The organism is Streptomyces sp. NPDC015144 (assembly GCF_043079735.1).
GTDB lineage: Bacteria > Actinomycetota > Actinomycetes > Streptomycetales > Streptomycetaceae > Streptomyces.
On sequence record NZ_JBIBUU010000006.1, the window covers coordinates 327,489 to 342,893 of the forward strand.

Below are 15,405 nucleotides of genomic sequence, written 5' to 3' on the forward strand. Positions count from 1 at the left end.
TCCGTCTGCTGGACCGGCGGGCGGGCCGGGGCCCCGGTCGTGGGAGGATCGGGGCGGCGGGCCAGGGCCGCGCACCCGGTCGCGCCGTCGCAGTTCCAGGCGCGAGCATGAGGAGCACCGTTGAGCAGGTTGCGCTGGCTGACCGCGGGGGAGTCGCACGGCCCCGCACTCGTGGCGACGCTGGAGGGTCTTCCCGCCGGTGTCCCGATCACCACGGAGATGGTGGCGGACGCACTCGCCCGGCGACGACTCGGTTATGGCCGCGGTGCGCGGATGAAGTTCGAGAAGGACGAGGTCACCTTCCTCGGCGGGGTGCGCCACGGACTGACCATGGGCTCCCCGGTCGCCGTGATGGTGGGCAACACCGAGTGGCCCAAGTGGGAGCAGGTCATGGCGGCCGACCCGGTCGACCCCGCCACCCTGGCCGAGCTGGCCCGCAACGCCCCGCTGACCCGCCCGAGGCCCGGCCACGCCGACCTCGCGGGCATGCAGAAGTACGGCTTCGACGAGGCCCGGCCGATCCTGGAGCGCGCCAGCGCCCGGGAGACGGCGGCCCGCGTCGCGCTCGGCACCGTGGCGCGCTCGTACCTCAAGGAGACCACGGGCATCGAGATCGTCAGCCATGTCGTCGAGCTGGCCGCGGCCAAGGCGCCCTACGGCGTCTACCCGACGCCCGCCGACGTCGAGCGGCTCGACGCCGACCCGGTGCGCTGCCTGGACGCCGACACGAGCGAGGCGATGGTCGCGGAGATCGACCAGGCCCACAAGGACGGCGACACCCTCGGCGGCGTCGTCGAGGTCCTGGCGTACGGCGTGCCCGTCGGCCTCGGCTCGCACGTGCACTGGGACCGGCGGCTCGACGCCCGGCTCGCCGCCGCGCTGATGGGCATCCAGGCCATCAAGGGCGTCGAGGTCGGCGACGGCTTCGACCTGGCCCGGGTGCCCGGCTCCCAGGCGCACGACGAGATCCTGGTCACCGAGGACGGCATCAAGCGCGCCTCCGGCCGTTCCGGCGGCACCGAGGGCGGTCTCACCACCGGTGAGCTGCTGCGGGTCCGCGCGGCGATGAAGCCGATCGCGACCGTCCCCCGCGCGCTCGCCACCGTCGACGTCGTCACCGGCGAACCGGCCAAGGCCCACCACCAGCGCTCCGATGTCTGTGCCGTTCCGGCCGCGGGCATCGTCGCCGAGGCGATGGTCGCGCTGGTCCTCGCCGACGCCGTCGCGGAGAAGTTCGGCGGCGACAGCGTCGCCGAGACCCGGCGCAACGTGGAGTCGTACCTCGACCACCTCCACATCCGATGAGCGGCCCGCTGGTCGTCCTCGTCGGCCCCATGGGCGTCGGCAAGTCCACGGTCGGGGAGCTGCTCGCCGGGCTGCTCTCCACCGGTTACCGGGACACCGACGCGGACGTGGTCGCCGTCGCCGGGAAGCCGATCCCGGAGATCTTCTTCGACGAGGGCGAGGAGCACTTCCGCGCGCTGGAGCGGCAGGCGGTGCGCACCGCCCTCGCCGAGCACACCGGCGTCCTCTCCCTCGGCGGCGGCGCGGTGCTCGACGACACCACCCGCGCGCTGCTCGCCGGACACCCCGTCGTCTACCTCTCGATGGACGTCGAGGAGGCCGTGAAGCGCGTCGGGCTGAACACCGCCCGCCCGCTGCTCGCCGTCAACCCGCGCCGGCAGTGGCGCGAGCTGATGGAGGCCCGCCGCCCTCTGTACACCGAGGTGGCGCGGGCGACCGTCGCCACCGACGGACGCACCCCCGACGAGGTCGCCCGCGCGGTCCTCGACGCACTGGAACCGCAGGAACGCGGGGACGGCCCCGCCGCCCCCGGCCAGGAGAAGACATGACCGAGCAGGCCCCCACCCGTATCGCGATCGCCGGCAGCGCGGGCACCGACCCGTACGAGGTGCTGGTCGGCCGGCAGCTGCTGGGCGACCTGCCCACGCTCATCGGCGACCGCGCCAAGCGTGTCGCGGTCCTCCACCCCGAGGCGCTCGCCGAGACCGGCGGGGCGGTCCGCCAGGACCTCGCCGACCAGGGCTACGAGGCCATCGCGATCCAGCTGCCGAACGCCGAGGAGGCCAAGACCGCCGAGGTCGCGGCGTACTGCTGGAAGGCGCTGGGCCAGACCGGCTTCACCCGCACCGACGTGATCGTCGGCGTCGGCGGCGGCGCCACCACCGACGTCGCCGGATTCGTCGCGGCGACCTGGCTGCGCGGGGTGCGCTGGATCGCCGTGCCCACCACCGTGCTCGGCATGGTCGACGCGGCCGTCGGCGGCAAGACCGGCATCAACACCGCCGAGGGCAAGAACCTCGTCGGCGCCTTCCACCCGCCGGCCGGGGTCCTGTGCGACCTCGCCGCGCTGGACTCGCTGCCCGTCCACGACTACGTCAGCGGCATGGCCGAGGTCATCAAGGCCGGATTCATCGCCGACCCCGTCATCCTCGACCTGGTCGAGGCGGACCCGGAGGGCGCCCGTACGCCCACCGGACCGCACACCGCCGAGCTGATCGAACGGGCCATCAGGGTCAAGGCCGAGGTCGTCTCCGGCGACCTCAAGGAGTCCGGGCCGCGCGAGGTCCTCAACTACGGCCACACCCTGGCCCACGCCATCGAGAAGAACGAGCGCTACAAGTGGCGGCACGGCGCGGCCGTCTCGGTCGGCATGGTCTTCGCCGCCGAACTGGGCCGGCTGGCCGGACGCCTCGACGACGCCACCGCCGACCGGCACCGCGCCGTCCTGGCCTCCGTCGGGCTCCCGCTCACCTACCGGGGCGACCAGTGGCCCCGGCTGCTGGAGACCATGAAGGTCGACAAGAAGTCCCGCGGCGACCTGCTGCGCTTCATCGTCCTCGACGGCCTCGGCAAGCCCACCGTCCTGGAGGGCCCCGACCCGGCCGTACTGCTCGCCGCGTACGGGGAGGTGTCGGCGTGACGCGCCGGGTGCTCGTCCTCAACGGGCCGAACCTCGGCCGCCTCGGCTCCCGCGAGCCGGACGTCTACGGAGCCACCTCCTACGCCGGACTCGTCGACGCCTGCCGGAGCCTCGGCAAGGAGCTGGGCTTCGACGTCGAGGTCCGGGAGACCAACGACGAGGGCGAGCTGATCCGCTGGCTCCACGAGGCCGCCGACGGTTCGATTCCGGTCGTTCTCAACCCGGGGGCCTTCACGCACTACTCGTACGGGATGCGGGACGCGGCGGCCCAGCGCACCGCGCCGCTGATCGAGGTGCACATCTCCAACCCGTACGCGCGGGAGGAGTTCCGCCACCACTCCGTGGTCGCACCGGTGGCCACGGGAACCGTCGCCGGGTTCGGCATCGACTCCTACCGCCTCGCCCTGCGCGCCCTGGCGGACGGGCCCGCCGACTGACGGACCGGAGGATTCCCGGCCGTTCGGGCACTGCGGCGGCTTCCCGCCCGTTGTCCCTGTGGCGGCCGGGAACGGTACGGTTGCCGTCCCACCAGCGCCAGTTGACTGTACGAGACGGAGTGGCACCGGATGCAGCACGCAGTGGGGGCCCCGCTGCCGCCGCCCCATCAGGGCCCCGCGGGCGGACCTGGCGGCTGGTCGCACCAGGCCCAGCACCCCGGCCCGCCCCTGCCGGCGGGCCCGCCGCCAGCCGCCCCGCCCGCCCCCGGCGGGTGGAGCGGCCCGGCCCCGCAGCACGCCCCCGGGCCGCCCCCCAGGGAGACCACCGGGCATGTCCAGCTGCCGCCGGGCGGCCCGGTGCCGCTGCCCGCGCCGCCCGCCGAGCCCGGCACCGGCAGCGCGACCCTCGCCGTCCTGCTGATCGGCCCCGCCGGCGCCGGCAAGACCACGGTCGCCAAGCTCTGGGCCAGCCGTCGCCGGGTCCCCACCGCCCATGTGAGCCTCGACGACGTCCGCGAGTGGGTCTGCTCCGGCTTCGCCGACCCGCAGGCCGGGTGGAACGACCACTCCGAGGCGCAGTACCGCCTGGCCCGCCGCACCTGCGGCTTCGCCGCCCGCAACTTCCTCGCCAACGGCATCTCCTGCATCCTCGACGACGCGGTCTTCCCCGACCGGCCGGTCGTCGGCCTCGGGGGCTGGAAGCGCCATGTCGGCCCCGGGCTCCTGCCGGTCGTCCTGCTGCCCGGCCTGGAGATCGTCCTGGAGCGCAACGCCGAGCGCAGCGGCAACCGCCGCCTCTCGGACGAGGAGGTCGCCAGGATCCACGGCAGGATGGCCGGCTGGTACGGCTCCGGGCTCCCGATCATCGACAACTCGACCTACGACGTCGAGACCACCGCCCGGGTCCTGGACGACATCCTCGCCCGGTCCATAGCCTCCCCGCCGAGCTGGTGAATTCCCACCCCCCGGTCGGCTGCGCTGACCGCGCGGGCGCGCGCCCCCGCTCGTAGGCTCGTGGCATGTCAGAGGTGTACGCCGTCCGCCGCGGAGCGCTCCGCGACCGGTGCGCCGCCGCGGGTGCCGCGGCCGCCCTGGTCTCCCGCCCCGCCAACGTCCGCTATCTCGCGGGCGGTGCGCCACCGGGAGCCGTGCTGCTGCTCGGCCCCGGCGAGGACGTGCTGTTCTCGCCGCGCGAACCGGGCGGCGAGCACACCGAGGGGCGGACCGACGACCGGCTGCGGGTGTCGGTGCTGCCCGTCGCGGGCGGGGACCCGGCGGTGGCGGCCGCCGATCTGGCCGGTTCCTCCGGAGCGGAGTCCCTCGCCGTGGAGGAGCACCATCTGACGGTCGCCCGCCACCGCGCCATGGGCTCCGTCGCGCCGAGACTGCGGCTGGCCGACCTCGGGACCGCCGTCGAGCAGCAGCGGGTGGTCAAGGACGAGGAGGAGATCGCCTGTCTGCGGATCGCCGCCGAGATCACCGACCAGGCCCTGGGCGAACTCCTGGAGTCCATCCTGGTCGGCCGCACCGAGCGGCATCTCGCCCTGGAGCTGGAGCGCCGTCTGGTGGACCACGGCGCCGACGGCCCCGCCTTCGCCACCTCGGTGGCCACCGGGCCGAATTCCGGCCGGGGCCGCCACCACCCCTCGGACCGACGGGTCGAGGAAGGGGATTTCCTCTCCGTCTGTCTGGGCGCGAGCTACCGCGGCTACCGTTGCGAGATCGGCCGCACCTTCGTCATCGGGACGGCGCCGGCCGACTGGCAGATCGAGCTCTACGACCTCGTTTTCGCCGCTCAGAGGGCCGGCCGCGAGGCGCTCGTGCCGGGCGCCGCCTACCGGGACGTGGACCACGCGGCCCGGAATCTGCTGGACTCCGCGGGGCACGGCGGGAGCCTGGCGCCCTGGACCGGGCACGGGGTGGGACTCGAAATCGACGAGGACCCGCAGTTGGCACCTGCGGCCATGGGTAAACTGGACGCTTGTGTGCCGGTCACCGTCGAACCGGGGGTCCACCTCCCGGGCCGGGGCGGAGTCCGGATCGATGACACGCTCGTCGTGCGCCCCGAGGCGGACGGCGGACCCGAGCTACTCACCATCACGACCAAGGAGCTGCTCGCGCTCTAGCGCGGATCCTCGGTCGTCCACCAGCTTCAGCCCAGGAGATTCCGCAACCGTGGCTTCCACGAACGACCTCAAGAACGGCATGGTGCTCAAGCTCGACGGAGGCCAGCTCTGGTCCGTCGTCGAGTTCCAGCACGTCAAGCCCGGCAAGGGCCCGGCCTTCGTGCGCACCAAGCTCAAGAACGTGCTCTCCGGCAAGGTCGTCGACAAGACGTTCAACGCCGGTGTGAAGGTCGAAACGGCCACCATCGACCGTCGCGACATGCAGTTCTCCTACATGGACGGCGACTACTTCGTCTTCATGGACATGGAGACCTACGACCAGCTCCACGTGGACCGCAAGGCCGTCGGCGACACCGCCAACTTCCTGATCGAGGGCTTCACCGCCTCCGTGGCGCAGCACGAGGGCGAGGTGCTCTACGTCGAGCTTCCGGCCGCCGTCGAGCTCGTCATCCAGGAGACCGAGCCGGGCGTCCAGGGCGACCGCTCCACCGGTGGCACCAAGCCCGCCACCCTGGAGACCGGCCACCAGATCCAGGTCCCGCTCTTCATCACCACCGGTGAGAAGATCAAGGTCGACACCCGCACCAGCGACTACCTCGGCCGGGTGAACAGCTAACCGTGGCCGCCCGGAACAAGGCCCGCAAGCGCGCCTTCCAGATCCTCTTCGAGGCCGACCAGCGCGGTGAGTCCGTGCTGACGGTCCTCGCGGACTGGGTGCGGCACTCGCGGTCCGACACCCGTCAGCCGCCGGTCGCCGAGTACACGATGGAGCTCGTCGAGGGGTACGCGAAGTACGCGAACCGGATCGACGACCTCATCGTGACGTACGCCGTGGACTGGGAGATCGACCGCATGCCGGTCGCCGACCGGAACATCGTGCGCCTCGGTGCCTACGAGCTGATCTGGGAGGACGGTACGCCGGACGCGGTGGTGATCGACGAGGCGGTCCAGATCGCCAAGGAGTTCTCCACCGATGACTCCCCGTCCTTCGTGAACGGGCTGCTGGCCCGCTTCAAGGACCTCAAGCCGAACCTCCGCCGGGAGCAGTAGCCCGGGGGCGTTCAGCCGACGAAGGGGCCCGCGGTCTCCGTGACCGCGGGCCCCTTCGGCATGCGACGGGCGGGAACGGCGGGCGCGAAAAAACCGTGCCGGCACGGGCACCCGATGGGGTGAACCCGCGCCGGCACGGCGGTGGATCTTCTCTGCGGGCCTCAGCCCTCTTCGTGGGACACGGCGCGGCGCGCGTCCGCGTCCAGCACGCCCCAGCTGATCAACTGCTCCGTGAGCACGGAGGGCGACTGGTCGTAGATCACGGCCAGGGTGCGCAGGTCGTCCTGGCGGATCGACAGCACCTTGCCGTTGTAGTCGCCGCGCTGGCTCTGGATCGTCGCGGCGTAGCGCTGGAGCGGACCGGCCTTCTCCGGCGGCACGTGGGCCAGCCGCTCCAGGTCCAGGACCAGCTTCGGCGGCGGCTCGGCGGCACCGCCGGGCGTCGTACCGGGCAGCAGCTCCTGCACCGGGACCCCGTAGAAGTCCGCGAGCTCAGCGAGGCGCTGCACGGTCACGGCACGGTCGCCGCGCTCGTACGAACCGACCACGACGGCCTTCCAGCGGCCCTGGGACTTCTCCTCCACGCCATGGAGGGAGAGACCCTGCTGGGTGCGGATGGCACGGAGTTTGGCCCCGAGCTGTTTTGCGTATTCGCTGGACATAAAGCTCCCCGGACGCTGGGACGTTGCGCGGCTCCGCCGCGTTGCTGGTAACTCACTGTGAGGTTACGCAGCGTTACTTGGTTGCGTCAAGCTGAAAGGGTGCGGACGGGCATCCCGGGGGTGCCGACAGGGGCCGACGCAAGCCCTGGTAACGTGGATGACGCAATTTCGACGTCCTTTAAGGTCCGTCCCGTGAGGCGGAGAAGGAGGTCCGTTTCTTATGGACGCACAGTACGAAGCCACCGGCAACGCGGCACGCCCCGTTTTGGAGGCCCCGGACATCGCCCGGGTTCTGACCCGTATCGCCCACGAGATCGTCGAACGCGCCAAGGGCGCCGACGACGTGGTGCTCCTCGGCATTCCGACGCGCGGCGTCTTCCTCGCCCGTCGGCTCGCCGAGAAGCTCGAAGAGATCACCGGCGGAAAGATGCCGGTCGGCTCCCTCGACATCACGATGTACCGCGACGACCTGCGGCTGCGCCCGGCGCGCGCCCTGGCCCGCACCGACATCCCCGCTGAGGGCATCGAGGGCCGCCTGGTCGTCCTGGTCGACGACGTCCTCTTCTCGGGTCGCACGATCCGCGCCGCGCTCGACGCCCTGGGCGACATCGGCCGCCCGCGCGCGGTGCAGCTCGCCGTCCTGGTCGACCGGGGCCACCGCGAACTCCCGATCCGCGCCGACTACGTCGGCAAGAACCTCCCCACGTCGCTGCGGGAGACGGTCAAGGTCCTGCTCGCCGAGGAGGACGGCCGGGACGCCGTGCTGCTCGGTGACGGCCGGATCGCCCCCACGGGCGAGCAGTAGCTCCCGCCACCCCCGTACGGCCCGTCGCAGGTCCGTACGGCTGCTCACGCACGCCCGCATGCCTGAACCCTCCATCCGTTCGGAGAACACCCAGATGAAGCGCCACCTCATCTCGGCCGCCGACCTCACCCGCGACGACGCCGTCCTGATCCTCGACACCGCCGAGGAGATGGCCCGGGTCGCCGACCGGCCGATCAAGAAGCTCCCCACCCTCCGCGGCCGTACCGTCGTCAACCTCTTCTTCGAGGACTCGACGCGTACCCGCATCTCCTTCGAGGCCGCGGCCAAGCGCCTGTCGGCCGACGTCATCAACTTCTCCGCGAAGGGTTCGTCCGTCTCCAAGGGCGAATCGCTCAAGGACACCGCGCTGACCCTGGAGGCGATGGGCGCCGACGCCGTCGTCATCCGGCACGGCGCCTCCGGGGCCCCGTACCGCCTCGCCACCTCCGGCTGGATCGACGGTGCCGTCGTCAACGCCGGTGACGGCACCCACGAGCACCCCACCCAGGCCCTCCTGGACGCCTTCACGATCCGCCGCCGGCTGGTCGGGGCCGACAGCGGCCTCGGCCGCGACCTCGAAGGCCGCCGGATCACCATCGTCGGCGACATCCTGCACAGCCGGGTGGCCCGCTCCAACGTCCACCTGCTGAACACCCTGGGCGCCCGGGTCACCCTGGTGGCCCCGCCGACCCTGGTCCCGGTCGGTGTCGAGCAGTGGCCCTGCGAGGTCAGCTACGGCCTCGACGAGGTGCTGCCGAAGTCCGACGCGGTGATGATGCTGCGTGTGCAGCGTGAACGGATGAACGCCGCGTACTTCCCCACCGAGCGCGAGTACTCCCGCCGCTACGGCCTGGACGCCGACCGGATGGCGCGGATGCCCGAGGACGCCATCGTCATGCACCCCGGCCCGATGGTGCGCGGCATGGAGATCACCGCCGAGGTCGCCGACTCCGGCCGGTGCACGGCCGTCGAGCAGGTCGCCAACGGCGTATCCATCCGCATGGCCGTCCTGTACCTGCTGCTCGGCGGGTACGAATCCGCTGCCCCGTCCCGTACCGAGGAGAACAAGTAACCATGAGCAAGACCCTGATCCGCGGCGCGCGCATCCTCGGCGGCGAGCCCCAGGACGTCCTCCTCGACGGCGAGACCGTCGCGGCCGTCGGCACCGGACTCGACGCCACCGGCGCGACCGTCGTCGAGGCCGCCGGGCAGATCCTGCTGCCCGGCCTGGTCGACCTCCACACCCATCTGCGCGAGCCGGGCCGCGAGGACTCCGAGACGGTCCTGACCGGTACGAAGGCGGCCGCGGTCGGCGGCTTCACCGCCGTGCACGCCATGGCCAACACCTTCCCCGTCGCCGACACCGCCGGTGTGGTCGAGCAGGTCTGGCGGCTCGGCCGGGAGTCCGGCTACTGCGACGTCCAGCCGGTCGGCGCCGTCACCGTCGGCCTGGAGGGCAGGAAGCTCGCCGAGCTGGGCGCCATGCACGACTCGGCGGCCGGCGTGAAGGTCTTCTCCGACGACGGCAAGTGCGTCGACGACGCGGTGATCATGCGCCGGGCCCTGGAGTACGTGAAGGCGTTCGACGGCGTCGTCGCCCAGCACGCCCAGGAGCCCCGCCTCACCGAGGGCGCCCAGATGAACGAGGGCGTCGTCTCCGCCGAGCTCGGACTGGGCGGCTGGCCCGCCGTCGCCGAGGAGTCGATCATCGCCCGCGACGTGCTGCTCGCCGCCCACGTCGGCTCCCGGGTGCACATCTGCCACCTCTCGACCGCCGGTTCCGTGGACATCGTCCGCTGGGCCAAGTCCAAGGGCTGGAACGTCACCGCCGAGGTCACCCCGCACCACCTGCTCCTCACCGACGAGCTCGTGCGGACCTACGACCCGGTCTACAAGGTGAACCCGCCGCTGCGCACCGAGGCCGACGTCATGGCGCTGCGCGAGGCGCTCGCCGACGGCACCATCGACTGCGTCGCCACCGACCACGCCCCGCACCCGCACGAGGACAAGGACTGCGAGTGGGCCGCCGCCGCCATGGGCATGGTGGGCCTGGAGACCGCGCTCTCCGTCGTCCAGCAGACGATGGTCGACACCGGGCTGCTCGACTGGGCGGGGGTCGCCGACCGGATGTCGTTCCGTCCGGCCGTCATCGGACGGCTCGACGGACACGGCCGGCCCGTCGCGGCGGGGGAACCCGCCAACCTCACCCTGGTCGATCCGGCTTACCGTGGTGTCGTGGACCCCGCGGGCTTCGCCTCCCGCAGCCGCAACACTCCGTACGAGGGGCGCGAGCTGCCGGGCCGAGTCACCCACACCTTCCTGCGGGGCCGTGCAACGGTCGTCGACGGGAAGCTCGCGTGACATCACTCACCTCTCTCTACCAGCTCGCTGCCGAACGGAAGTCCGCCGAGGTCACCGACTGGTCCGCCCGGATCAGCTGGGTCATCGCACTGGCCGTCCTGATCGCCTTCGTCTACTGGCTGATGCGCCAGGGATGGAAGTGGCGGGGCAGCCTCCAGTCGGACCTGCCGGAACTGCGCACCACCCCGGGAGGGTTCGCGGACGACCAGCCGCTGCTCACCCTGACCGGCCGCTACCACGCCTCCACCACCGCGGGGCAGTGGCTCGACCGGATCGTCGCCCACGGGCTGGGCACCCGCAGCCGGGTGGAGCTCACCCTGACCCGGCGGGGCCTGGACGTGGTCCGCCCCGGTGCCGCCGACTTCTTCGTACCGGCCGAAGCCCTGCGCGAGGCCCGGCTCGACAAGGGCATCGCGGGCAAGGTCCTCCCCGAGGGCGGCCTGCTGATCATCACCTGGGCCCACGGCGACAAGCTGATCGACTCCGGCTTCCGCTCCGACCACTCGGCCGAGCACCGGGCCTGGGTCGAGGCCGTCAACCAACTCACCATCACCGCAACGGAAGGCGCCGCACGATGACGATCTCCACCCGGGGGGCCGCCAAGGCCCCCGCCGTACTCGTCCTGGAGGACGGCCGCACATTCCGCGGCCGTGCCTACGGGGCCGTGGGGGAGACCTTCGGCGAGGCGGTTTTCTCCACCGGCATGACCGGCTACCAGGAGACGCTGACCGACCCCTCCTACCACCGCCAGGTCGTCGTGATGACCGCCCCGCACGTCGGGAACACCGGGGTCAACGACGAGGACCCCGAGTCCGGCCGCATCTGGGTCTCCGGCTACGTCGTCCGCGACCCCGCCCGGACCCCCTCCAACTGGCGCTCGCGCCGCTCCCTCGACGAGGAGCTGGAGCGCCAGGGCGTCGTCGGCATCAGCGGCATCGACACCCGCGCCCTCACCCGCCACCTGCGCGAGCGCGGCGCCATGCGCGTCGGCATCTTCTCCGGCGACGCCGTCGCCGACGAGGCCACGCTGCTGGCCCGGGTCCAGGAGGCCCCCGAGATGGTGGGCGCCGACCTCTCCGCCGAGGTCGCCACCAAGGAGGCGTACGTCGTCCCCGCGATCGGCACCAAGAAGTTCACCGTCGCCGCGATCGACCTCGGCATCAAGGGCATGACCCCGCACCGGATGGCCGAGCGCGGCATCGAGGTGCACGTGCTGCCCGCCACCGCCACCCTGGAGGACGTCTACGCGGTCGGGCCCGACGGCGTGTTCTTCTCCAACGGCCCCGGCGACCCGGCCACCGCCGACCACCCGGTCTCCGTCATGCGCGGCGTCCTGGAGCGGAAGACCCCGCTCTTCGGCATCTGCTTCGGCAACCAGATCCTGGGCCGCGCCCTCGGCTTCGGCACCTACAAGCTGAAGTACGGCCACCGCGGCATCAACCAGCCCGTGCAGGACCGCACGACCGGCAAGGTCGAGGTCACCGCGCACAACCACGGCTTCGCCGTCGACGCCCCGCTCGACAAGGTGTCCGACACCGACTTCGGCCGCGCCGAGGTCTCCCACGTCTGCCTGAACGACCAGGTCGTCGAAGGACTCCAGCTGCTCGACCAGCCGGCCTTCAGCGTCCAGTACCACCCCGAGGCGGCAGCGGGCCCGCACGACGCCGCGTACCTCTTCGACCGCTTCGTATCCCTGATGGAGGGCCAGCGTGCCTAAGCGCTCCGATATCCAGTCCGTCCTGGTCATCGGCTCCGGCCCGATCGTCATCGGCCAGGCCGCCGAGTTCGACTACTCCGGCACCCAGGCCTGCCGCGTCCTCAAGGCCGAGGGCCTGCGCGTCATCCTGGTCAACTCCAACCCGGCGACGATCATGACCGACCCGGAGATCGCCGACGCCACGTACGTCGAGCCGATCACCCCCGAGTTCGTCGAGAAGATCATCGCCAAGGAGCGCCCCGACGCGCTGCTCCCCACCCTGGGCGGCCAGACCGCGCTCAACACCGCGATCTCCATGCACGAGAACGGTGTCCTGGAGAAGTACGGCGTCGAGCTGATCGGCGCCAACGTCGAGGCCATCAACAAGGGCGAGGACCGCGACCTCTTCAAGGGCGTCGTCGAGGCCGTCAAGGAGAAGATCGGGTACGGCGAGTCCGCCCGCTCGGTCATCTGCCACTCCATGGACGACGTCCTCGCCGGTGTCGAGATGCTCGGCGGCTACCCCGTCGTGGTCCGCCCCTCCTTCACCATGGGCGGCGCCGGCTCCGGCTTCGCCCACGACGAGGCGGAGCTGCGCCGCATCGCCGGCCAGGGCCTCACGCTCTCCCCGACCACCGAGGTGCTCCTGGAGGAGTCCATCCTCGGCTGGAAGGAGTACGAGCTGGAGCTGATGCGCGACAGGAACGACAACGTCGTGGTCGTCTGCTCCATCGAGAACTTCGACCCGATGGGCGTCCACACCGGCGACTCGATCACCGTCGCCCCGGCGATGACGCTCACCGACCGCGAGTACCAGCGGCTGCGCGACGTCGGCATCGCGATCATCCGCGAGGTCGGCGTCGACACCGGCGGCTGCAACATCCAGTTCGCGATCGACCCGAAGGACGGCCGGGTCATCGTCATCGAGATGAACCCGCGCGTCTCCCGCTCCTCGGCGCTGGCCTCCAAGGCCACCGGCTTCCCGATCGCCAAGATCGCCGCCAAGCTGGCCGTCGGCTACACGCTCGACGAGATCCCCAACGACATCACCGAGAAGACCCCGGCCTCCTTCGAGCCCACCCTCGACTACGTGGTCGTCAAGGCCCCGCGGTTCGCCTTCGAGAAGTTCCCGTCCGCCGACTCCACCCTCACCACCACCATGAAGTCGGTGGGCGAGGCCATGGCGATCGGCCGGAACTTCACCGAGGCGCTCCAGAAGGCGCTCCGCTCGCTGGAGAAGAAGGGCTCGCAGTTCGCCTTCACCGGCGAGCCGGGCGACAAGACCGAGCTGCTGGCCGAGGCCGTCCGTCCGACCGACGGCCGGATCAACACCGTCATGCAGGCGATCCGGGCCGGAGCCACCCAGGAGGAGGTCTTCGAAGCGACGAAGATCGACCCCTGGTTCGTCGACCAGCTCTTCCTGATCAAGGAGATCGCCGACGAGATCGCCACCGCCGACGAGCTGGGCGCCGAACTGCTCGCCGAGGCCAAGCGGCACGGCTTCTCCGACGCCCAGATCGCCGACATCCGCAGCCTGCGCGAGGACGTCGTGCGCGAGGTGCGGCACGCGCTGGGCATCCGCCCGGTCTACAAGACGGTCGACACCTGCGCCGCCGAGTTCGCCGCGAAGACGCCGTACTTCTACTCCAGCTACGACGAGGAGACCGAGGTCGCGCCGCGCACCAGGCCCGCGGTGATCATCCTCGGCTCCGGCCCCAACCGCATCGGCCAGGGCATCGAGTTCGACTACTCCTGCGTCCACGCCTCCTTCGCGCTGAGCGACGCGGGCTACGAGACCGTGATGGTCAACTGCAACCCGGAGACCGTCTCCACCGACTACGACACCTCCGACCGCCTGTACTTCGAGCCGCTGACGCTGGAGGACGTGCTGGAGATCGTCCACGCGGAGACCCTCGCCGGCCCGGTCGCGGGCGTCGTCGTCCAGCTCGGCGGCCAGACCCCGCTCGGCCTCTCCCAGGCGCTCAAGGACAACGGCGTGCCGGTCGTCGGCACGTCCCCGGAGGCGATCCACGCCGCCGAGGACCGCGGCGCCTTCGGCCGGGTCCTCGCCGAGGCCGGACTCCCGGCCCCGAAGCACGGCACCGCCACCACCTTCGACGGGGCCAAGGCCATCGCCGACGAGATCGGCTACCCCGTTCTCGTCCGCCCCAGCTACGTGCTCGGCGGCCGGGGCATGGAGATCGTGTACGACGAGGCGCGGCTCTCCTCGTACATCGCCGAGTCCACCGAGATCAGCCCCACCCGGCCGGTCCTGGTCGACCGCTTCCTCGACGACGCGATCGAGATCGACGTCGACGCGCTCTACGACGGCACCGACCTGTACCTCGGCGGCGTCATGGAGCACATCGAGGAGGCCGGTATCCACTCCGGCGACTCCGCCTGCGCGCTGCCCCCGATCACGCTCGGCGGCCACGACATCAAGCGGCTGCGGGTCTCCACCGAGGCCATCGCCAAGGGCGTCGGCGTCCGCGGGCTGATCAACATCCAGTTCGCGCTCTCCGGCGACATCCTCTACGTGCTGGAGGCCAACCCGCGCGCCTCGCGCACCGTCCCCTTCACCTCGAAGGCGACCGCGGTGCCGCTGGCCAAGGCCGCCGCCCGCATCTCGCTCGGCGCCACCATCGCCGAGCTGCGCGCCGAGGGCCTGCTCCCGGCCAACGGCGACGGCGGCACCCTGCCGATGGACGCGCCGATCTCCGTCAAGGAGGCCGTCATGCCGTGGTCGCGCTTCCGCGACATCCACGGCCGCGGTGTCGACACCGTCCTCGGCCCGGAGATGCGCTCCACCGGCGAGGTCATGGGCATCGACTCCGTCTTCGGCACGGCGTACGCCAAGTCGCAGGCGGGCGCCTACGGGCCGCTGCCGACCAAGGGCCGCGCCTTCATCTCGGTGGCCAACCGGGACAAGCGCTCGATGATCTTCCCGGCGCGCGAGCTCGTCGCCCACGGCTTCGAGCTGCTCGCCACCTCCGGCACCGCCGAGGTCCTCAAGCGCAACGGCATCAACGCCACCGTCGTACGCAAGCAGTCCGAGGGCCCCGGCCCGCAGGGCGAGAAGACCATCGTCCAGCTCATCCACGACGGCGAGGTCGACCTCATCGTCAACACGCCGTACGGCACCGGCGGCCGCCTCGACGGCTACGAGATCCGCACCGCGGCCGTGGCCCGGTCCGTGCCCTGCCTGACGACGGTCCAGGCGCTCGCCGCCGCCGTCCAGGGCATCGACGCGCTCACCCACGGAGGCGTCGGCGTCGGTTCGCTCCAGGAACACGCCCGACACCTGACCGCGGCCCGCGACTAGCA

At 71.7% G+C, this 15,405-nt stretch carries 15 protein-coding genes; 14 read left to right on the top strand and 1 reads right to left on the bottom strand.

Annotation, left to right across the window (positions count from 1 at the left end):
- The first annotated feature begins 120 nt into the window (after positions 1–120).
- The 8 genes from aroC to nusB all read left to right on the top strand — a co-directional run bounded on the left by aroC (position 121) and on the right by nusB (position 6,557).
- Complete coding sequence (gene aroC, locus ACF08W_RS13960; protein WP_392279349.1) at positions 121–1,305, top strand: chorismate synthase; 1,185 nt, start codon at positions 121–123, stop codon at positions 1,303–1,305.
- Complete coding sequence (locus tag ACF08W_RS13965) at positions 1,302–1,853, top strand: shikimate kinase (protein ID WP_352277411.1); 552 nt, start codon at positions 1,302–1,304, stop codon at positions 1,851–1,853. The genes aroC and ACF08W_RS13965 overlap by 4 nt, the downstream gene beginning before the upstream one ends.
- Entirely contained in the window at positions 1,850–2,944 is a 1,095-nt protein-coding gene (gene aroB / locus ACF08W_RS13970) for a 3-dehydroquinate synthase (RefSeq protein ID WP_392279350.1), read from the top strand. The genes ACF08W_RS13965 and aroB overlap by 4 nt, the downstream gene beginning before the upstream one ends.
- On the top strand, positions 2,941–3,381 hold the full coding sequence (aroQ, locus tag ACF08W_RS13975) for a type II 3-dehydroquinate dehydratase (protein ID WP_352277408.1): 441 nt from the start codon (positions 2,941–2,943) through the stop codon (positions 3,379–3,381). The genes aroB and aroQ overlap by 4 nt, the downstream gene beginning before the upstream one ends.
- 129 nt (positions 3,382–3,510) lie before the next feature.
- A complete protein-coding gene (locus ACF08W_RS13980; RefSeq protein ID WP_385210897.1) occupies positions 3,511–4,335 on the top strand; it encodes a Pro-rich N-terminal domain-containing protein in 825 nt (274 codons plus the stop codon).
- A 65-nt stretch (positions 4,336–4,400) separates the two neighbouring features.
- Entirely contained in the window at positions 4,401–5,507 is a 1,107-nt protein-coding gene (locus ACF08W_RS13985; protein ID WP_352277405.1) for a M24 family metallopeptidase, read from the top strand.
- 49 nt (positions 5,508–5,556) lie between these two features.
- Positions 5,557–6,123 carry an elongation factor P gene (gene efp / locus ACF08W_RS13990; RefSeq protein ID WP_352277403.1) on the top strand — a complete coding sequence of 189 codons (567 nt, stop codon included), beginning with the start codon at positions 5,557–5,559 and terminating at the stop codon, positions 6,121–6,123.
- A gap of 2 nt (positions 6,124–6,125) precedes the next feature.
- The gene (gene nusB, locus ACF08W_RS13995; RefSeq protein ID WP_352277401.1) at positions 6,126–6,557 is read left to right on the top strand and encodes a transcription antitermination factor NusB; all 432 of its coding nucleotides are present in this window, start codon (positions 6,126–6,128) and stop codon (positions 6,555–6,557) included.
- Positions 6,558–6,718: 161 nt separating this feature from the next.
- Here the strand turns inward: nusB and bldD are convergent, their stop codons facing one another.
- Positions 6,719–7,219, bottom strand: a complete 501-nt coding sequence (gene bldD / locus ACF08W_RS14000; RefSeq protein ID WP_326696507.1) for a transcriptional regulator BldD — start codon at positions 7,217–7,219, stop codon at positions 6,719–6,721.
- A gap of 220 nt (positions 7,220–7,439) precedes the next feature.
- On the opposite strand from bldD, the gene pyrR reads away from it, so the two are divergent.
- The 6 genes from pyrR (at position 7,440) to carB (ending at position 15,403) form a co-directional block, all read left to right on the top strand.
- On the top strand, positions 7,440–8,024 hold the full coding sequence (pyrR, locus tag ACF08W_RS14005; protein WP_385210903.1) for a bifunctional pyr operon transcriptional regulator/uracil phosphoribosyltransferase PyrR: 585 nt from the start codon (positions 7,440–7,442) through the stop codon (positions 8,022–8,024).
- A gap of 94 nt (positions 8,025–8,118) precedes the next feature.
- Complete coding sequence (locus tag ACF08W_RS14010) at positions 8,119–9,096, top strand: aspartate carbamoyltransferase catalytic subunit (RefSeq protein ID WP_392279369.1); 978 nt, start codon at positions 8,119–8,121, stop codon at positions 9,094–9,096.
- Between the two features lie 2 nt (positions 9,097–9,098).
- Positions 9,099–10,385 (top strand): dihydroorotase, encoded by a 1,287-nt coding sequence (locus tag ACF08W_RS14015; protein WP_385210905.1) that lies wholly within the window; start codon positions 9,099–9,101, stop codon positions 10,383–10,385.
- Positions 10,382–10,963: a hypothetical protein gene (locus ACF08W_RS14020; protein ID WP_392279351.1), complete on the top strand. Its 582-nt coding sequence runs from the start codon at positions 10,382–10,384 to the stop codon at positions 10,961–10,963. The genes ACF08W_RS14015 and ACF08W_RS14020 overlap by 4 nt, the downstream gene beginning before the upstream one ends.
- Positions 10,960–12,102 carry a glutamine-hydrolyzing carbamoyl-phosphate synthase small subunit gene (gene carA, locus ACF08W_RS14025; protein ID WP_352277396.1) on the top strand — a complete coding sequence of 381 codons (1,143 nt, stop codon included), beginning with the start codon at positions 10,960–10,962 and terminating at the stop codon, positions 12,100–12,102. The genes ACF08W_RS14020 and carA overlap by 4 nt, the downstream gene beginning before the upstream one ends.
- Entirely contained in the window at positions 12,095–15,403 is a 3,309-nt protein-coding gene (gene carB / locus ACF08W_RS14030) for a carbamoyl-phosphate synthase large subunit (RefSeq protein WP_392279352.1), read from the top strand. Before carA ends, carB begins: the two co-directional genes overlap by 8 nt.
- Positions 15,404–15,405: the final 2 nt, after the last annotated feature.